The organism is Aquimarina besae, from assembly GCF_042434905.1.
Classification (GTDB): domain Bacteria; phylum Bacteroidota; class Bacteroidia; order Flavobacteriales; family Flavobacteriaceae; genus Aquimarina.
In genome coordinates, this window is record NZ_CP170199.1 from 3,773,774 (window position 1) to 3,790,749 (window position 16,976).

Consider the following 16,976-nt stretch of genomic DNA (forward strand, 5'->3'; position numbering starts at 1 on the left):
TATTAAGCCCCCTCCACAATAGCAATTTCCTCCTCTGTCAATCCATATAATTCATATACCATTTGGTCGATTTCTTTTTCTGTAGCATCAATTTGAGATTGGAGTTCTTGAGCTTTTTTCTTGTTTTCTTCAAAAAGCTCCATCCACTCAAACTCATCTTTTTTAGTCAATGTTGGTGTTTCTACAAAACCAGCCTGACCACCCGTTGCTTCTGTTTCTTTTTGACGGAGTTTGTTATTGACTTTAATCGCTTTATTTAGCTCTTTAATAAATTCCCCAAAAGTAAGTTCGTGCCAAGATTCAAGTTTTTTGGAGAGTTTTTCAAGTTTGAAATTAGAGATTAAATATTTAATCATTTTAAGGATAATTGAAATTTTATTATTGTTCATTTCAATTAATAGGTCTGCTTTTATCAGATATTCTTTCTTTACTATCTCTCCCACAGATTTCAAAGGAATTTTACTTAGGTATTGGACTTTGAACTCTTGGTAGCCACCTCTTCTGGTTATTGCTGTTTTCTTCATAACAAATTCGGATATCTTAGAGTTCAATAGAACAAGTAAAAATTTATCATTGGATGGGATTATAAAACCAGTCATATCAATAACATTACCTTTTGATAAAGTAAAGTTAGCACCTAATGATACATTGGGATAAACTATATATTCATTTCCGAAATCTAATTTTCTGTTAATTTGTTGGTACTCATACCACTTTTTAGTTCCATTCTTAATACCCTCTTTTATGATAGCTCTTTTCTCAAGTTTATTACGATTATTATTCAATATCTCGTAACATTCACCCAAATCAGATTCATTTATCAATTGATATTGAATAGCATCCTTTTTGTATGGAAAAATTATATTAACATCACTAACTGGGCTTAAATATCTTTTAATATTTTTACCAAAAATATAGGGTTTGGTGAGGCTTTTATTTTCACTTATTGTAAAGCCCTCATTAAAACCTGTTTTAATTCCTACAAGAGGTAGACAATCCATGTCTTTTAGATAGAAGCTATTGGCATTAATGGTTTTAAAAACCTTCGAAACCGCCTTGCTATAAAAATTAAAATTAAAATTTTTAAAATCCAAAATTGAGATTTCTGAAAAAGGAAGATTTGCTACAATTTCACTTATTGTTTCAAATTTGTGTTCAGGTACAAAGCAGTAATTAAAAATATAATCTGTTTTAGGATTTTTCTTTCTACCTGTATAAATTAGAGGGTAAGCTGATATCCCAGAAAAAACATCCAAATCATCAAAATTGATTACTTCAATAAAAATAAATTTTTCAACTAAAAATTTTACCAGAGGTAGCCCGTAGCCTGCTTCAAAAAACTTTCCAGATGAAATATAAGACAGATATCCTTCTTGCTTTAATAATTCATAGCCTTTCTCGTAGAAGTATGTATAAAGATCTCCTTTTCCTGAGAAAACTTTAAACTTCTTTAAATACTCACTATATTCTTTTACTAGCTCTTGTCTAACATAAGGCGGATTCCCGATAATCACATCAAACCCACCCTTTGCAAACACTTGTGGGAATTGAGTTTCCCAATGAAAAGCTTTTGTACCGGCTACTGCTTTACTGTCAATTAGGCTATTTCCACATTTGATATTGCTACTTAGGTCATTTAGTTTCCTGCGGGGTTGGGCAGTTCGTAACCATAGTGATAGTTTAGCGATTTCTACAGACTCTTCATTAAGGTCTACTCCGTAAATATTATTTTCCAGAATGGTATTTTCAATATCGCTAAATACTAATCCACCACCTAAAAGCTTCGCTTTTAATTCATCGATATAGCGATGCTCTTTGATCAAAAAGTCTAAAGCCTGATTTAAAAACGCTCCTGAGCCACACGCAGGGTCACAAATGGTAATCCCTAATAACCACTCTCGGTAATCATCTAATATCTTGATCAGCTTCTCCAGCGTAGCTTTTTGACGACCTTTACGGCTTTTAAAATATTCTTCTTCCGCAAAGCCAAGCTCTTCTTTCTTTTCTTCACAAAGCTTACCTACCGTGTTTTCTACAATGTATTTGGTAATGTACTTTGGGGTATAAAAGACCCCGTCTTTTTTTCGCTTACTCTTTTGTTTGTCAAAATTAGCACCTTCGATATCTGCATTAACACTTTCGATCTCATTAAGGGAGTTTTCAAAGATGTGCCCCAGGATATTAACATCTACCTGACTTTCAAAATCATAATTGGCGAGCTTATGTGTATGTTTATAGAGCAATTCATCATCAATCTCCAATGCATCCAGTATGGCATCCGGCTTAAACAGGCCTCCGTTATAGGCATAGATTTCTGCTTTACCTGCCGTACCCTTACGCCCCTGATCCAAATAACCAAAATAACCTTTAAAACGCTCATATAAAGGTTGGTCAACATCCAGATTCTTTACCGTCTGCCAATTTTCTAATATTTGCAAGGTTGTATTAGGTTGCAATAATCCTCGATCTTCTGCAAAAAAGATAAATAGAAAACGATCTATGAGTTTTTGAGATTTTTTAAATAGCGTAAGCTTTACGTTTTTTTCTAACTGTACTAACTCATCTTTTTGGGCTTCGGCAAGGTCAGCCTGACTTTCAAATTCTGTTTGGAATAAGGTTTTAAGACGTTTGGCATTTCGTTTTACCAGATCACGATATAACTCTCGTTTAAATATGGAATAGTCCTTATAAAAATCTTTTGTAATCTGTTCTTCCTCTACTACTGAGGCTTCTTTAATCTGTAAAGGCAGATTGCTTAGGATATGATCTTTATACAAACACAGATATAGCAGTTCAAACTGTTCGTTTGTTAACAGGAACAAATCAAACTCCACGAATTCCGTGGCATCATTGATATAAAAGCGTAGCTTTTCAAAATTAGAAGTGATTACATACACGCATCCTTTTTGATTGGCTTTATAATCAAAAGCTTGTCTACGGATGCTCTCCAGATCCTTTGTATTTGTACCTTTTAATTCTATAACTCCAATAGCTTGCGCATCCTTAAGAATTGCACCATCGGCTTTGCGATTATTCTTTTCGTTCTTAAACTCTGTGGTTAGATTAAAATTAGGATTGGGATTCAAACTATACCCAAATATATTGACAAACAGTTCGTTTAAAAACGTTGCTTGAAATTGCTCTTCTTTGGAGCTACGGATATTTTCTTGTATTGTAGGATTATGAAAATACTTAGAAAATTTCTTATAAGCTTTACTAACAGCTTCTTGATCCAGTTGTTTTAAAAACTTTTTTAAAACAGATGATTGGTATAATGCCATGTGCTAAAAACCAGAGTTTATTGATTATCTTCTTTACTTAAAAAGGATTATAATTATTAACTTGATAAAAGGGTAAGTTTACGTTGGAGTGAAGATACTAATATTTCCCACATATCAAAAACTAAAAACCCGCATACCAAAAACGATATGCGGGTTTATAATTCCTAAAGCGCGGAGCCATTGAGTCCAAGCGCGGTGTGTATGTATCCCAGCGCTTTGATACAACCACTGAGCGCGTGGTACTTTTACCTAAGCGCGGGGTGTCTTATACCCTGCGCGCTGTGGATATGGTAGTGCGCGCTACGCGCTTTGTATAACCATAGAGGTGCTGGGATGATTGGGGTTCGACCCTTCGACCCTTCGGTACGTTGACGGAGACTGAGGTTCCTCACCCTTCGAGTCACCTCAGGGTTCGAACGAGGTCCGAGGTCTGAGCGAAGCCGAAGACCGACAATTGCATCCGCGAAGCAGAAGACCGACAATTATCGTTTATACCTGCTTACATATCCTTTGTATCGCTCGGGATTTTTTCTGAATACGTATTTACCGGTTTCGCGGATCTCATCCATGGCTTCTTTTAAATGGGTATACGCCCTGTCACGCATTTCGCGGGCTTTAGAGTTATCCAAACGCGAACCGTTTACCTCTGCTAATAAATCGGCAAAATCATTCGACTTTCGTTCGGCTTCGTCTAGCTGTGTCAGATCAAAATTAATGGCGGTTAATTCTTCGGTATTGGCTTTTCCCAGTACACTGATATCACTCAAATCCTGAATCATATCGGCATCGCCGGTTCCTTCTGAGATGGCCTTAACCCTACCTAACAAATCAGCTCTTTTTCTATAAGCAAACCGAAAGTCAGCTAACAAATCATCCCTGAATTCATAAGCCTTCGGGGATTCTTCTTTCCATTTCTTGGCGGCTTCTTCCCTACCATAGCGTTCTTTCATCCAAACCGACTGTGCGTGGCGTGCGGCACCGGTTCTAATCGGTAGATCGTCCACAAAGGTTGCCTGATCTAAGCCTTTGGCAGTTAACTCTGGTAAATCTTCTTGCAACCATACATATTGATCCTCGGCTTCTTGTAGATAGATGTTGATTGGGTTTTTAGGTCTTTCTACCTGTTCTTGTGGTAGCGCTTGTAATTGGGCTACTTTTGCGTCATAATTTTCTTTAGACATATTATTTTTATTTACTGGTTATTGCAGCAATAGCACTGCTTCTCTAGTCATGTGTCTAAAATGATCCATTTGTTACTTGTAAGGTTTTAAAATGATTGGTTTTTGTTTTGGGGAACTCAGGGTTCGGGAATACACGGTGTTCAAAAATATCGTTTCCCGAGGGCTGAGGCACTCGAAGCCCGGCACAGCTCAGCATTCGCGTACTCGAAACCCGGCACAGCTCAGCATCTACGTAGTCGAAGGCAGGGATTTTTAGGTCTGATTACATGTTCCTGTGGTAGCGCTTCTAATACGGCTACTTTTGCGTCATAATTTTCTTTAGACAAATTGTTTTTATTTACTGGTTATTGCAGCAATAGCACTGCTTCTCTAGTCATGTGTCTAAAATGATCCATTTGTTACCTGTAAGGTTTTAAAATGATTGGTTTTTGTTTTGGGGAACTCAGGGTTCTGGAATATATGGTGTTCAAAAATATCGTTTCCCGAGGGCTGTACTTCGACAGGCACTTCGACAAGCTCAGTGTGACAGCTCAGTGTGACAGCTCACCCTTCGAGAGCCTCAGGGTTCGATATTTCGCCCGAGGGTTGAGGCACTCGATACAAAGTCGTTCTTCGTCCCTTGATCTTTGTCAATATTAAGTGATAAGGGTGTACGGTAAGGATACTAATTATAAAACATCCTCTTTCTTTTCATTAGCACCTCAAAAATTATATCTTCAACCCCTGAATGGACTTACACCTTATTTTCTTTTAGAACCTACATACCCCATGCTTACAAAATATATAATGTTCATCCTTGCTTTCTTAAACTTTTCAGTTTATGCACAGTCTGTTACAGATTCCATTCCTTGATATCCAGAAATTTTGTAGCGGGTTAAATAATTAGAAATATCCCAAAAATAGTGTTAAGGGTAATCAGATGATGGCACCTAAATCAGAGCTTTTTAACTCTAGGATATTTACAGGTGAAATAATTCTGTTTATATTTGATAATTGACATAAATTAAACATTTACCCAAAATCTAAACTACTTACTTATGAAAAATACTTTTTACGTACTATTATTGGTTTCAATCTTTACGATTACAGGATGTTCATCAGATGATGATGATGTATCTAACGAAAATGCTCCTATTGCAGAATTTGAGATATTTGGAACCCCTCAAATAATAGCATTAGAAGAATCTTTTATAAGCATTAGATCAGGAAATAAACGAGATTTTAGTCTACAAGGCTTTTTGTCGGGTAGCTCAAATCCATTCTCGCTAAGACTGGAAATGTATATCGACCAGGACAATCCTCCTAACGAAACGACTTTTTTAGCCAATAACACCTTAGAGGTTAACACTTTTGATTCAGATAGCTTTTTTTCTTATACATTACCGTGCACTAATGATGGTATTGAAGGAGAAACCTGTGGTACTAAAAGTGGTATTTTAAGTAACGGAACAATCATAGTTACCCTTTTATCAGAAAATACTTATAAAATGATCATTAATGCTAGTACAGATGATGGAGACCAGCTTAAAGGGATGTTTATACAAACATTTACTGTGGACTAAATATTTGATCAACAGAGTATCTACATTTAGCGGGATTCATAAGTATGCCTTGGCACTTATTTGGTTTTTCAAATAATTGTAAAGCAAATTTTTTCTTGAGTAAAGAAAGAATTTGCACGTAACAAACTGACTGCTAAAAATGATATTTTTTTAGTTGTTCATTCATAATGTAAACCTTAAATAAGCTCAGGGTTCGCAAGAATTTTACGTTTCTCCAGTTCTGAATGAAACTCCATATGGCAACTTATACTTCAGACGTGCAATAAAGATTGAAGATCTTGTAGTTTTACCTATTTACTTCTGGTGTTTCCTTATTTTATGATTCTAATTGGTGTAATCATTCATTTTCTTCCGTTTTGCGGAAACCGATCGTTGTTTTTTGCTTTTCTTTTTGTATGGATAAAAGATGCTCTGCAAAATTCGTTTTCATGTTTTCGTGCATTTCTACAGCAGAAGGTTGTGACCAATCTAAACTCCTTGCAGGCCAATTACAATGTTCTTTAAAGTATGTCCATTTCTCCAATCGATCTGTACACGCTTCAAAATCATTGCTCCAAAAAGCATGTCCAACACGATAGTTATCATAAAAATCTTCGTGACTATCAAATAAAAAATAGATAAGCTCTGATGCTTTCAGCACGTTTTTCCAGGCTTGATCCTCGCTAATATATCCGGCCATATAAGCCCATCTGCTCATTGGAATCACCCTGAATAAGTCAAATCCCCAGATTAGTTTCTTAGGTTTATCATCAGAGCTTTGTCCACAATCTCTGATATACTTTTGGTCGATTTTAGTGAGACCGGATAGTTGATTGACCATATCCTCTGCTGCATCTGACTCAATATCCTGGGCAAACCACTTAGAATGCATTCCTTCAAACAATCTAGCTACCATATCAAGATACTGAGCTTTGTTTAAAATACCCCAATCTTCGTTTAGATACTGTTGGTATAATTTATCATATTGTATATCAAAGGTTTTAGGTTTAAATTTCTGATCTCCTAATCGGATGGTACACGGGAAAACTTCTAAAGTCTCTGACCAGGCTCCACCATAAAACATGTGCACTAAATTAAGTCGGATTGCTTTCTTTTGATCCATAGTAAGCGGAACAACATTTCCTAATTTGTAATAAGTACGCTGTTCCTTAATAGCCTGTTTTCTCTGTGTGTTTAGAAAAAACATGATAAAAGATATGGATGCAGCAACCCCGATAACAATTCCGATAAAATCAGGTGCTAACAAACTACTAGCAGGCATACCATCTCCTACCGAAGGTTTTCCGAAAACTTCATAAAAACCCATCCATATTACCAGAACAAAAAATAAAGTCGCTGTACCTAATATCGACAATCCTACTTTGGTATTCTGTTCTAAATTTTGGTATGCTTGTAAAAAAGTATCGTGTTTAGGTGGATTTTCACGACTTAGTGGTGTATTCTGTAATAATTCCATAGTTGATCTACTCTACACTAATTTTATAATTGTTAATCTTATTGCTCATCACCTGTGCATCAAATCTGCAACGCTTGTCTTGCGAAATAATCGTTACTTTCTGTGCACGTTCATCTGCATTAAATTTTCCTTGAATAGCCGTATCAGAAAAACTAGTATGCTCTGCCTCTAAAGTATCAAAAGTGAGAGCTCCAGGATCGGTACTCAAAACGTATATACATGTACTATCTGCATTCACATCTATTATTTTAATCCAACCGTGAGCCAAAAAAGGCTTTTGTTCATCATCTATAGTTTGATGAATAAATCCATAATAGCGATCTCCTTTTTGGGGCAAAGACACGAATTCTTCTAGGTTCATTTTAAATTGTGGTGTACTGAAATAAATTAAATAAAAAATCAGTGCACAAGCTCCCACAACCCCAATAATCGTAGTAGAAAATAGGATTTTCCCAAAGAGAGAATATGTTTTTCCGGCATCTGGAACGGGATATTCGTCAGCATAGTCAACAGCAGCTTTTTTCATCTGCTGTGTCCAATCTTTTTTTGGCACTTCTGTCTGGTTGGATATGGTATAAAATGTAACTACCGGTTTTTTCTTAACGTTTTCAACTAACCCTGTACTGATGATCTTTTTATATAAACGAGCCTCCATAAGAACTTCCATATGATTATACGGAGAAACAAACTGGCTTTTTAGGGTTTTATAATGTTCTAAATGTTCACCGATGGCTAGGATAGGCATAATACGTGTTTATCAATTTCAATGATTTCAAAATAACTACTATTCTGAATAAAAATCACCCCTGTAAACCACCGTTTGAATGGCAGAATTACAAGGTTTGTCCTATCTACACAATAAAATTAGGGCACCTAATCTATTAAAATGTTGTAGCTGATAAGAATCAACGTATTATTTTTAGAAATCTTTACATATCAAAAAACTCCCAATGAGAATTCTGAAGAATTCATCCTAAAGATCATATTGGGTAAACGAGGTTACACCAATATTACCAATGTAAGTAAAACAAATATGTAGTGTTTATTTTGCAACAGAAGATGTGGCTAAGCTTTTTGCCCAATGGACTGCTTCTTCCAGAGATTCAAAGCTTTTAAAATTACTTTTGATAAATAATTTTTCGATTAATGAATTTAACAAACCTTTACGGCTATAACTCACGATGGCATAACCTTTCATTTTATAATCGCTCTTATAAAACTTTATCCAGTCGCTAGGCTTTACAGAATATGAATGTACCCGATTTGTAATATACACCACGTTTTTACCATTATGATCATAATAATACGTAAGGTCTTCAACAAGCAATTTAGCGTGATCATCCCAGGTGACAACAACATCTTCATTAAATTCTCCAATCACAAAACCGTCGTATAAATAAAAATTACCAAATGGGTAATTTAATTCGTGAATGGCTTCTTGATAGAAATTTGAACTTTTTACGTATTGCATGGGGCAAAAATACTAAGATTATATTGACTACATTATTTTATTATAAATTAATAACCGTTGCAGTAACAGACGGAATAAACTCATCATAAAAAGCCCCCAAGTACTATGACATAAACCAAAATGTCTGATTGAATATATCGTAAATATATTAAAAATCTATGAACACCCTGAAAACAGGGTGTTTTTTTCACTGAAAAAAGTGTTTGGCTAAGTAATAAACTCGCGTATATTTGTATCGTTAATAAAACAAACCAATTCATTAACATTTATATAAAAACCATGAAAAAAACCATTTTAAATTTCGCATTAATTATTGCTGTTCTTTTTGCAACTTCTTGTAAAAACGAAGCCAAATCTGAATCAACTGATAATGCTGATACTACAGAAGAAGTAGCAGAAACAGAAAAAGCAGAGGAAAAAAGCGAAGAAAAAACTGAAACTGCTGCATCAGACGGTGTACCTAGTTTCAGCGATGAAAAAGTACAAGAATATGTAAATTCTTATGAAGCTTACATCGAAGAGTATAAGAAAGTTGTAGAAAGTAAAGATATGACTGCTTTTGCTTCTTTAGGTCAAAAAGGGCAAGAATTAGGAACTAAAGCACAAGAAGTGATGGGGAACCTTTCTGGAGATGATGTACAAAAGCTAAATGACTATATGATGGCTAAGTCGGCTGAATTGCAAGAGCTTTCTAAAAAGTTAATGCAGTAGTCATTTAGAAACCTTTAAGTTTAGTTATCTTAATTGATGAGGGTTATTGTACAAATCCTGTCCTGCAATAAAGGACAGGATTTGTTATTTAAAGGCTCATACTATACCACACAAATTGTAAATTATGTTACTCACCAAAAAATTTAAATCCATTTTTGAACAACAGGTTATTTCTATTGGTTTGAAATTTGACAAATCAGAAGAGAACGCTCTTATTGCGAGTAATCACGAGAAATATCTGCAGCTCAAAGCATACATAGAACATTTGGGAGGTTCTGGACGCTTGGCTATTGGAGAATTACTGGTGATACAAGGAAATATACAAAAAGCATTATCAGAAAACCCTTTTGATAATAAAGAAGAACTTAGGGTTCAGAAAAAATTAGGAAACTTTACGTTATACACTGAAAAAGAAATTCCTAATCAACATATAAAATTAACGCATCTACACAGTTTAAATACCAAGATATTTAAATCTGATGAATATGTGGTGATTTGGCAAAAAGGGAGCCACGACCTTATTCGTAAAAATCCGATTTTTATTGAATTCTTAAGAGGTAAAATCTCTATTGATGCATTGTTCGAAATGATAAGCTCACTAGATATACCAAATGGTTTATACATTCAGAGGCCTTTAGGTCTCGGAGATCCTGAAAAACTTAAAAAATGGAAAAAAGCAGGATCTGTAATTTCAATATTTTCCATAATTTCAGTGATCATCATAATGATACTTAAATATCTTATGCTGCACCGTTCATAAAAATTAAGGCTGTTTTTGATAACGTTGTGCACATCCTTCTATACAAGGATAATATATAAACAAGCTTCCTTCTTCGTTAATCTCAAAACTAAGAGATGCCCAGCTATCGCAAGATACCGTTATTGTATTTTCATCTATAGAATAACTTTCTGTACTGTTTCCTTCTGTGTCTAATGCTAACGAACATAAATTTCCATTAGAGACCCTAAGAACACCAGCTGCAAGAAACTCTAGTTCTAAATCACTATTAACCGGCTGAAAGGTTCCGCTACCATCACCGGGATCTACCAATTGGGCAACTAATCTCCACCTGCCAGTTAATTCAGGATTGCTTATTGTATCATCGTCATTGCTGCAAGAAGGCAAACATAATAATGAAATCAAAAGAAGTATGGCTAACTTTTTCATATCAAGATAGTTTATGCTATAGATGCAAAATAACTCATAAGGTTGCTTGCAAAAAGAGTTCTAAATACTTAGAGATATTTCCTCTCCGATACTCGGTAAACAAATTTCAAACCACTCCAATTTTCATCTACGGCAGCAACCTTTACATCCACTAGTCCTAATTCTATCACATAGGATCGGATAAAATCCCTTTTCAAATCTGTAAGTATACCAGAACTTCCTTTAGGCCAGCTTACCCATAACATTCCATTTTTTTTAAGTGCTGCCTTGTATACCGGAACCACTGTAAGAAGATCCTTGATACTGGTACAAAAAATATGTATAAAGTCTACCTTTACTCCTTCATTAACCCTAGTTAAGGTGATGATATTCTTTGGTATCTCTATAAAAAGATCCCAATAGTAATCAGGAAGATTATAAAACAATGCCGTTGTCCCGTCTTTGAGTCCTAATTTTTTAGCAAGTGGAGTTCCAGAGTATCCCGCCGGCATAGTTTTAATAATTACGATATCTTATAAAGTTATAAAAAAGCACCGAAACCTAAGTACTTATTATCATATTCATAATAAAAGGCTTCTTGATTAGGAAAAAGTTAACATTTTATGAGATAAAAGCATTGTTTCCCAGCGCAAAGTTTTTTACTTTCGGCCTCCATTTGATTCTTAATTCTACAAATCGAACGATTATGAAAAACACTGCATTAACAGAAACTCATATTGCCTTGGGCGCTAAGATTGTTCCGTTTGCCGGGTACAATATGCCGGTATCATACGAAGGGGTAAACATAGAACACGAGACGGTTCGAAATGGTGTGGGTGTTTTTGACGTTTCGCATATGGGAGAGTTCTTAATTACGGGACCTAACGCTTTAGATTTGATTCAAAAAGTGACTTCTAACGATGCATCCAAGCTTGTGGATGGCAAGGCTCAATACAGTTGCCTGCCAAATGATAAGGGAGGTATTGTGGATGATCTTATCGTATACAAGATGGCTGATGAAAAATATTTACTAGTAGTCAATGCTTCCAATATTCAGAAAGATTGGGATTGGATAAAAAGTCATAATACGATGAATGCTGATATGCGCGATCTGTCTGATGACTATTCGTTATTGGCGATTCAGGGACCAAAAGCAGCTGCCGCAATGCAGTCTTTGACTTCTGTAGATCTGGAAGCTATGAAATTTTATACGTTTGAAGTAGCAGATTTTGCAGGTATCGAACATGTCATTATTTCTGCAACAGGTTATACCGGTAGTGGTGGTTTTGAAATTTATTGCAAAAATTCTGAAGTACAACAGGTATGGAATAAAGTTTTAGAGGCAGGCGCCGAATTTGGAATCAAACCAATTGGTCTGGCAGCCAGAGATACACTGCGATTAGAAATGGGATATTGTCTTTATGGAAATGATATTAATGATGAAACCTCCCCTATGGAAGCAGGATTAGGTTGGATTACTAAGTTTTCAAAGGATTTTATCAATTCTGAAGCACTGGCCAAAGAAAAGGAACATGGAGCAGAAAGAAAGCTAATAGGGTTTGAATTGGACGAGCGAGGAATACCAAGACACGACTATGACATCGTAGACGGTAATGGTCAGAAAATCGGAATTGTAACTTCGGGGACAATGTCACCTTCTCTGGGCAAAGGAATCGGTCTAGGTTACGTGCCTAAAGTTTTTGCCTCTCCAGGTAGTAAGATCAATATACAAGTACGTAAAAAAGCAATTCCGGCAACGGTAGTAAAATTACCTTTTTATAAAGGATAATTTTTTTATAACAATAATAAAGGATAAGTTAAGTTTCAAAGATTACAAAGTTGGGTAGTCTTAGAAACTTAACTTTTTTAGCATATAAATAAAGTGAAAAAAATTCTGATCATAGGAGCCAGTGGTTTTATAGGAAACGCTCTTTATAAAGAGCTTAACTCCTATTTTGACACTTATGGTACATATCGTACCGATAATGCTTTTTATGAAAAAAATCAGAAATTTTTTCAATACGATATGGAGTTGGAAGATATCTCGATATTATTGGACAATCTTAAACCTACCATCATTATTTCTGCAATCAGAGGTAATTTCAATTCTCAATTAGACGCGCACCAACGTATGATCAGTTGGTTAAAAAAGAACACATCCAAATTAATATTTCTTTCAAGTGCCAACGTATTTGACACTTTTAGCAATTATCCATCATATGAATACGATAAAACATTAAGTGATAGCGTTTTTGGCAGATTGAAAATCAAGATTGAAAATGCACTTATGCGTTTACCAACGCATAAATATGTAATTGCTCGAATCCCTATGGTGTTTGGAGCCAGTACACCAAGGATCGAAGAGCTTAAAACCTTGCACGATCTAAATGCTCCTATAGAGGTTTTTCCAAACGTGATTATCAATGCTACTTCTATTTCTAAGCTTACTCAGCAATTGCATTATATCATCAATAGAGGAAAAAAAGGTATTTTTCATCTAGGCAGTACTGATCTTATTTATCATTTGGATCTTATTACCGAAATATGTGATATGTTACAATTAAAAGATCCTGCCTTCAAACAAGTTTTCGATTCTAATAATGATAGATACCTGGCTGTATTACCAAAAGACAATTTATTACCAAAAAATCTACAGATCACCACCAAACAAGTTATTGATTCTATTATTGTCAAATAATTTGATTCTTAACGAAATGATAATCCATATGCAGAATTCGTAATTCGTACTTATCTTTGCTGTATGAATCTTGAAGGGAAAAAAGTTATACTATTTGACGGAGTTTGCAATCTGTGTAACGGAGCTATTAATTTTATTATAAAGCGTGATAAAAACGATGTGTTTAGATATGCTTCTTTACAAAGTGAAATAGGTAAAAAATTGGCTCAAGAAAGAGGTATTGATGCTTCTAAGCTAGACACTATTTTACTGATAGAACCTTCGATGAAGTATTATCATAAATCAACAGCTGCTCTGCGTATAGCAAAACAGCTGTCTGGTGGTTATCCGTTACTTTCTGTTTTTCTGATCCTCCCAAAATTCTTAAGAGATTGTGTTTACGATATTATTTCGAAAAACAGATATAAATGGTTTGGTAAAAAAGAGAGTTGTATGATACCAACTCCAAAGCTAAAAGCCCTCTTTATCGACCAATAACATACCATTTACTTTTGCAATAGCACTATGAATTGTAATCAAAACTTCCCCCCTTTGATGTTACCCTATTCAATTCAGCTTTATTCATATTATCTATATGTACAAAACTCAAGCATGCTACTGCAAAGCAAATTAGTATAAATGGTATTAAAAGCCTTTTCATCCTTATTTTGGGTTTCAATGATTTGGTGAGCAAAAAAAGACCATCCTTTAATTACGGTTTAAAAGTAATCATGTTTGTACTCTTAGGTATAGGGTATTTTAGAATTCGTAGAGATTCAATTAGAATTCGTTGAGATCGTATTTTGTAGCTTTAAATTTGTAAGAGGTTCTTTAAAATTTTAATTATTAAGATGTATTCTGAAACGTAGTCCAGATATCCAAATACATTGCCCACAAGGCATTCACGCAAAAGATTTTTTGGAAGTTCTGAAGCCTGTATAGCGGTTGTTTATTTACGTCCCATTTTGAGTCTTTGTTTGATCCTTTCAATATTGAATTGCGCTCATAAAAAAACTGCCTTACCATATGATTGGTAAGACAGTCTTGGAGTGACCCGTTACTTTTTTTGTTTTCCCTTTATTTTTCCAAATCAGAAGAGATCAATTTCTCTTGTTCATTGTCTTGTAACGTATCTTGGTCTGCTCTTCACTTTGTTTCGAAATTTTCGACTGTAGTGATTTTGGCATCGGTTGTGTTTTCGAATTGATGCTTCTCTCTAAGATCATTGTATTCTTTATCTAGCTTGTTTACATTGTCTATATGCACAATACTTAGACATATTACTGCAAAAGAGATTAAAGCTATGGGTAGAAAAAGCCGTTTCATAATGAGTTAATTAAGGTTTATTAATAAGTGTGGTTCAAAAGTATACTTATATAGTCAACAAAATAAGGGGACTTTAGCTAAGAATCCTACAGGGGTTTTCCCCCTTTTTCTCTGTTTTTAGGATTTTTAAAAAGATTAATTGCTTTAAAATAATGCACTAAAGGGATTTCCTCAGTCAGATGACTACTTCACTCATTGCAGGTTTGCTCATAAATGATACAGTCATACTTTTGGTATAAATATGAAAATAAACAACTATGAAAACCTTGATACTACTAATATTGCTCGCGCCAACTATAATTTTTGGTAATCATGAGAAACGAATAACATCTACCATACAAGAAGTAACTGTTTATATTTCTGGAGCAGGTATAGAAAGAACAGCAATAACCGATCTAACTCCTGGGGTCCACGAAATTATATTCTACGACCTTTCTAATAAAATTGATGAAAATAGCATTCAGATTTCTGGACTTAAAAACACTTCTATCTTATCTATTACTTATGGAATTAATTATTTAGAAAAGAAAAAAAATTCTAAAGAGCTAGAATTATTAGTAAATAAACTAGAAAGACTATTATTACAAAAAAACAATCTAGAAAATCTATTGACAGGACTTCATAAGGAAAGTAACATTCTAGATGTTAATCAAAAAATCGGTAATGATCAAAGTTCTCTTTCACTGGATAAAATAAAGCAAATATCAACGTATTACAGAGAAAGATCGGTAGTGATACAAAATGAAACATACCGTATAAACCAAGAAAAAAATGAACTACAAGAAGAAATTAGTGATATTACTCATCAAATTGATCGACTTAGTGACCATACTAAAGAAGAACGAGGAGAAATAAAAGTAAAACTGGATGTTCCTTCTGCTACTAATCTCTCTCTAAAACTAACCTATAATGTAACCGATGCCGGATGGTTTCCTCTATATGATATTAAATCAAAAAGCACTAATGATCCTTTAAACATAGTATACAAGGCAAACGTTTATCAAAAAACCGGAACCGATTGGCTTAATACAAAAGTAATATTATCTACAGGTGACCCAAATACAAATAATATAAAGCCAAATCTTACCACCAGGTATCTTAACTTTAATTATGGGAGTTATACCAGAAAAAATGCTACCAGCAGATATTCATCCATATACAATCCTAACATTAAAACTGTAAGCGGAATTGTTACTGATGATGAGGGATTACCTCTCCCTGGGGTTAATGTTATAGAAAGAGGCACAAATAATGGTGCTATCACAGATTTTGATGGTAAATATACTATCCAAATAAAGCAAGGAAAACAACTATCCTTCTCATATCTAGGCTTTACTACGGAAGATATCACTATAGGAAGCTCTATAGTTAATATAAGTTTAGAACCCGATAACTCTGAACTGGAAGAAGTTGTAGTGGCCGGGTATGGAACTACATCAGCATTAAGAGGAATGGCTTCGGGCGTAAATACAAAAAGAAAAAAAGAAACTTATAATCAAGTAGTGGAATCCAAAATTGAAGGGCTGACAAATACTCGATTTTTAATAAAAAAGAAATATAGCATAAATTCTGATTCTGATATAACTACGATAGAAATTGATAAATTTAACATGCCTGCAACGTATAGTTATTATGCAGCTCCAGAACTTAATGAAAATGTGTTTTTAACAGCTAAATTGGGAAACTGGGAACAATTTGATCTATTAGCCGGTGAAGCCAATATCTACTTTGAAGGAAGTTTTGCCGGGAAAACAAATATTGACCCACTGTCTACTACAGATAGCCTTACCATCTCATTGGGAACAGATCCAAACATTGTAATAAAAAGAAAACCGTTAAAAAATTTCAAAAGAAAATCTTTTTACGGCAGTAACAGAATTATAGATCTCGGATATTCTATTGAGTTAAAAAATAATAAACAAAATGAAATTCAGTTGATTCTCGAAGATCGAATCCCCGTTTCCCAAAACAAAGAAATAAAAGTGGACAATATCGAAACAAATGATGCTGATTACGATACTAAAACCGGTATTATGAAATGGAAATTAAACGTAAAACCAGAATCACAGCTGAAAAAACAATTTTCTTATCAATTAAAATATCCGAAAAACAAAAGAGTGAATCTCTAACTCAGGTTATAGTTAAGATCATCCGGATGTTGTAA

Annotated in this window: 15 protein-coding genes; 7 read left to right on the forward strand and 8 right to left on the reverse strand. The window is 34.5% G+C overall.

From position 1 onward, the window contains the following. Positions 1-2: 2 nt before the first annotated feature. Complete coding sequence (locus ACE94K_RS16765) at positions 3-3,281, reverse strand: Eco57I restriction-modification methylase domain-containing protein (RefSeq protein WP_378174917.1); 3,279 nt, start codon at positions 3,279-3,281, stop codon at positions 3-5. A gap of 482 nt (positions 3,282-3,763) precedes the next feature. Next, entirely contained in the window at positions 3,764-4,462 is a 699-nt protein-coding gene (locus ACE94K_RS16770; RefSeq protein ID WP_378174920.1) for a hypothetical protein, read from the reverse strand. 1,037 nt (positions 4,463-5,499) lie between these two features. Here ACE94K_RS16770 and ACE94K_RS16775 point away from each other — a divergent pair. Next, positions 5,500-6,024: a hypothetical protein gene (locus ACE94K_RS16775; protein WP_378174923.1), complete on the forward strand. Its 525-nt coding sequence runs from the start codon at positions 5,500-5,502 to the stop codon at positions 6,022-6,024. Between the two features lie 337 nt (positions 6,025-6,361). Here the strand turns inward: ACE94K_RS16775 and ACE94K_RS16780 are convergent, their stop codons facing one another. The 3 genes from ACE94K_RS16780 to ACE94K_RS16790 form a co-directional block, all read right to left on the reverse strand. Beyond that, positions 6,362-7,480 (reverse strand): DUF1266 domain-containing protein, encoded by a 1,119-nt coding sequence (locus ACE94K_RS16780; protein ID WP_378174925.1) that lies wholly within the window; start codon positions 7,478-7,480, stop codon positions 6,362-6,364. A 7-nt stretch (positions 7,481-7,487) separates the two neighbouring features. Next, on the reverse strand, positions 7,488-8,225 hold the full coding sequence (locus tag ACE94K_RS16785) for a hypothetical protein (RefSeq protein WP_378174928.1): 738 nt from the start codon (positions 8,223-8,225) through the stop codon (positions 7,488-7,490). Between the two features lie 297 nt (positions 8,226-8,522). Then, the gene (locus ACE94K_RS16790; protein ID WP_378174930.1) at positions 8,523-8,951 is read right to left on the reverse strand and encodes a hypothetical protein; all 429 of its coding nucleotides are present in this window, start codon (positions 8,949-8,951) and stop codon (positions 8,523-8,525) included. A gap of 279 nt (positions 8,952-9,230) precedes the next feature. Here ACE94K_RS16790 and ACE94K_RS16795 point away from each other — a divergent pair, with 279 nt between their 5' ends. Together ACE94K_RS16795 and ACE94K_RS16800 are read left to right on the forward strand one after the other, a co-directional pair. After that, the gene (locus ACE94K_RS16795; RefSeq protein ID WP_378174933.1) at positions 9,231-9,662 is read left to right on the forward strand and encodes a hypothetical protein; all 432 of its coding nucleotides are present in this window, start codon (positions 9,231-9,233) and stop codon (positions 9,660-9,662) included. 124 nt (positions 9,663-9,786) lie between these two features. Then, positions 9,787-10,422 carry a hypothetical protein gene (locus ACE94K_RS16800; RefSeq protein ID WP_378174936.1) on the forward strand — a complete coding sequence of 212 codons (636 nt, stop codon included), beginning with the start codon at positions 9,787-9,789 and terminating at the stop codon, positions 10,420-10,422. Positions 10,423-10,425: 3 nt separating this feature from the next. Here ACE94K_RS16800 and ACE94K_RS16805 read toward each other — a convergent pair whose 3' ends face one another. Then, a complete protein-coding gene (locus ACE94K_RS16805; RefSeq protein ID WP_378174939.1) occupies positions 10,426-10,830 on the reverse strand; it encodes a hypothetical protein in 405 nt (134 codons plus the stop codon). A 68-nt stretch (positions 10,831-10,898) separates the two neighbouring features. Then, positions 10,899-11,321: a DUF3052 domain-containing protein gene (locus ACE94K_RS16810; protein ID WP_378174942.1), complete on the reverse strand. Its 423-nt coding sequence runs from the start codon at positions 11,319-11,321 to the stop codon at positions 10,899-10,901. A 194-nt stretch (positions 11,322-11,515) separates the two neighbouring features. Between ACE94K_RS16810 and gcvT the strand changes: the two genes are divergently transcribed. The 3 genes from gcvT to ACE94K_RS16825 all read left to right on the forward strand — a co-directional run bounded on the left by gcvT (position 11,516) and on the right by ACE94K_RS16825 (position 13,984). Further along, on the forward strand, positions 11,516-12,598 hold the full coding sequence (gene gcvT / locus ACE94K_RS16815; RefSeq protein WP_378174945.1) for a glycine cleavage system aminomethyltransferase GcvT: 1,083 nt from the start codon (positions 11,516-11,518) through the stop codon (positions 12,596-12,598). A 93-nt stretch (positions 12,599-12,691) separates the two neighbouring features. After that, positions 12,692-13,507: a sugar nucleotide-binding protein gene (locus ACE94K_RS16820; protein WP_378174948.1), complete on the forward strand. Its 816-nt coding sequence runs from the start codon at positions 12,692-12,694 to the stop codon at positions 13,505-13,507. Between the two features lie 63 nt (positions 13,508-13,570). After that, positions 13,571-13,984 (forward strand): thiol-disulfide oxidoreductase DCC family protein, encoded by a 414-nt coding sequence (locus tag ACE94K_RS16825; protein ID WP_378174951.1) that lies wholly within the window; start codon positions 13,571-13,573, stop codon positions 13,982-13,984. 648 nt (positions 13,985-14,632) lie between these two features. Here the strand turns inward: ACE94K_RS16825 and ACE94K_RS16830 are convergent. Continuing rightward, a complete protein-coding gene (locus ACE94K_RS16830; RefSeq protein ID WP_378174954.1) occupies positions 14,633-14,812 on the reverse strand; it encodes a hypothetical protein in 180 nt (59 codons plus the stop codon). Positions 14,813-15,069: 257 nt separating this feature from the next. On the opposite strand from ACE94K_RS16830, the gene ACE94K_RS16835 reads away from it, so the two are divergent. Continuing rightward, positions 15,070-16,941 (forward strand): mucoidy inhibitor MuiA family protein, encoded by a 1,872-nt coding sequence (locus ACE94K_RS16835; RefSeq protein ID WP_378174957.1) that lies wholly within the window; start codon positions 15,070-15,072, stop codon positions 16,939-16,941. Positions 16,942-16,976 lie beyond the last annotated feature (35 nt).

Excerpts from the sequence above, each read along its gene's own strand:
- ACE94K_RS16765 (WP_378174917.1), bottom strand. The coding sequence starts at position 3,281 with ATGGCATTATACCAATCATCTGTTTTAAAAAAGTTTTTAAAACAACTG.
- ACE94K_RS16770 (WP_378174920.1), bottom strand. The coding sequence starts at position 4,462 with ATGTCTAAAGAAAATTATGACGCAAAAGTAGCCCAATTACAAGCGCTA.
- ACE94K_RS16775 (WP_378174923.1), top strand. The coding sequence starts at position 5,500 with ATGAAAAATACTTTTTACGTACTATTATTGGTTTCAATCTTTACGATT.
- ACE94K_RS16780 (WP_378174925.1), bottom strand. The coding sequence starts at position 7,480 with ATGGAATTATTACAGAATACACCACTAAGTCGTGAAAATCCACCTAAA.
- ACE94K_RS16785 (WP_378174928.1), bottom strand. The coding sequence starts at position 8,225 with ATGCCTATCCTAGCCATCGGTGAACATTTAGAACATTATAAAACCCTA.
- ACE94K_RS16790 (WP_378174930.1), bottom strand. The coding sequence starts at position 8,951 with ATGCAATACGTAAAAAGTTCAAATTTCTATCAAGAAGCCATTCACGAA.
- ACE94K_RS16795 (WP_378174933.1), top strand. The coding sequence starts at position 9,231 with ATGAAAAAAACCATTTTAAATTTCGCATTAATTATTGCTGTTCTTTTT.
- ACE94K_RS16800 (WP_378174936.1), top strand. The coding sequence starts at position 9,787 with ATGTTACTCACCAAAAAATTTAAATCCATTTTTGAACAACAGGTTATT.
- ACE94K_RS16805 (WP_378174939.1), bottom strand. The coding sequence starts at position 10,830 with ATGAAAAAGTTAGCCATACTTCTTTTGATTTCATTATTATGTTTGCCT.
- ACE94K_RS16810 (WP_378174942.1), bottom strand. The coding sequence starts at position 11,321 with ATGCCGGCGGGATACTCTGGAACTCCACTTGCTAAAAAATTAGGACTC.
- gcvT (WP_378174945.1), top strand. The coding sequence starts at position 11,516 with ATGAAAAACACTGCATTAACAGAAACTCATATTGCCTTGGGCGCTAAG.
- ACE94K_RS16825 (WP_378174951.1), top strand. The coding sequence starts at position 13,571 with ATGAATCTTGAAGGGAAAAAAGTTATACTATTTGACGGAGTTTGCAAT.
- ACE94K_RS16830 (WP_378174954.1), bottom strand. The coding sequence starts at position 14,812 with ATGAAACGGCTTTTTCTACCCATAGCTTTAATCTCTTTTGCAGTAATA.
- ACE94K_RS16835 (WP_378174957.1), top strand. The coding sequence starts at position 15,070 with ATGAAAACCTTGATACTACTAATATTGCTCGCGCCAACTATAATTTTT.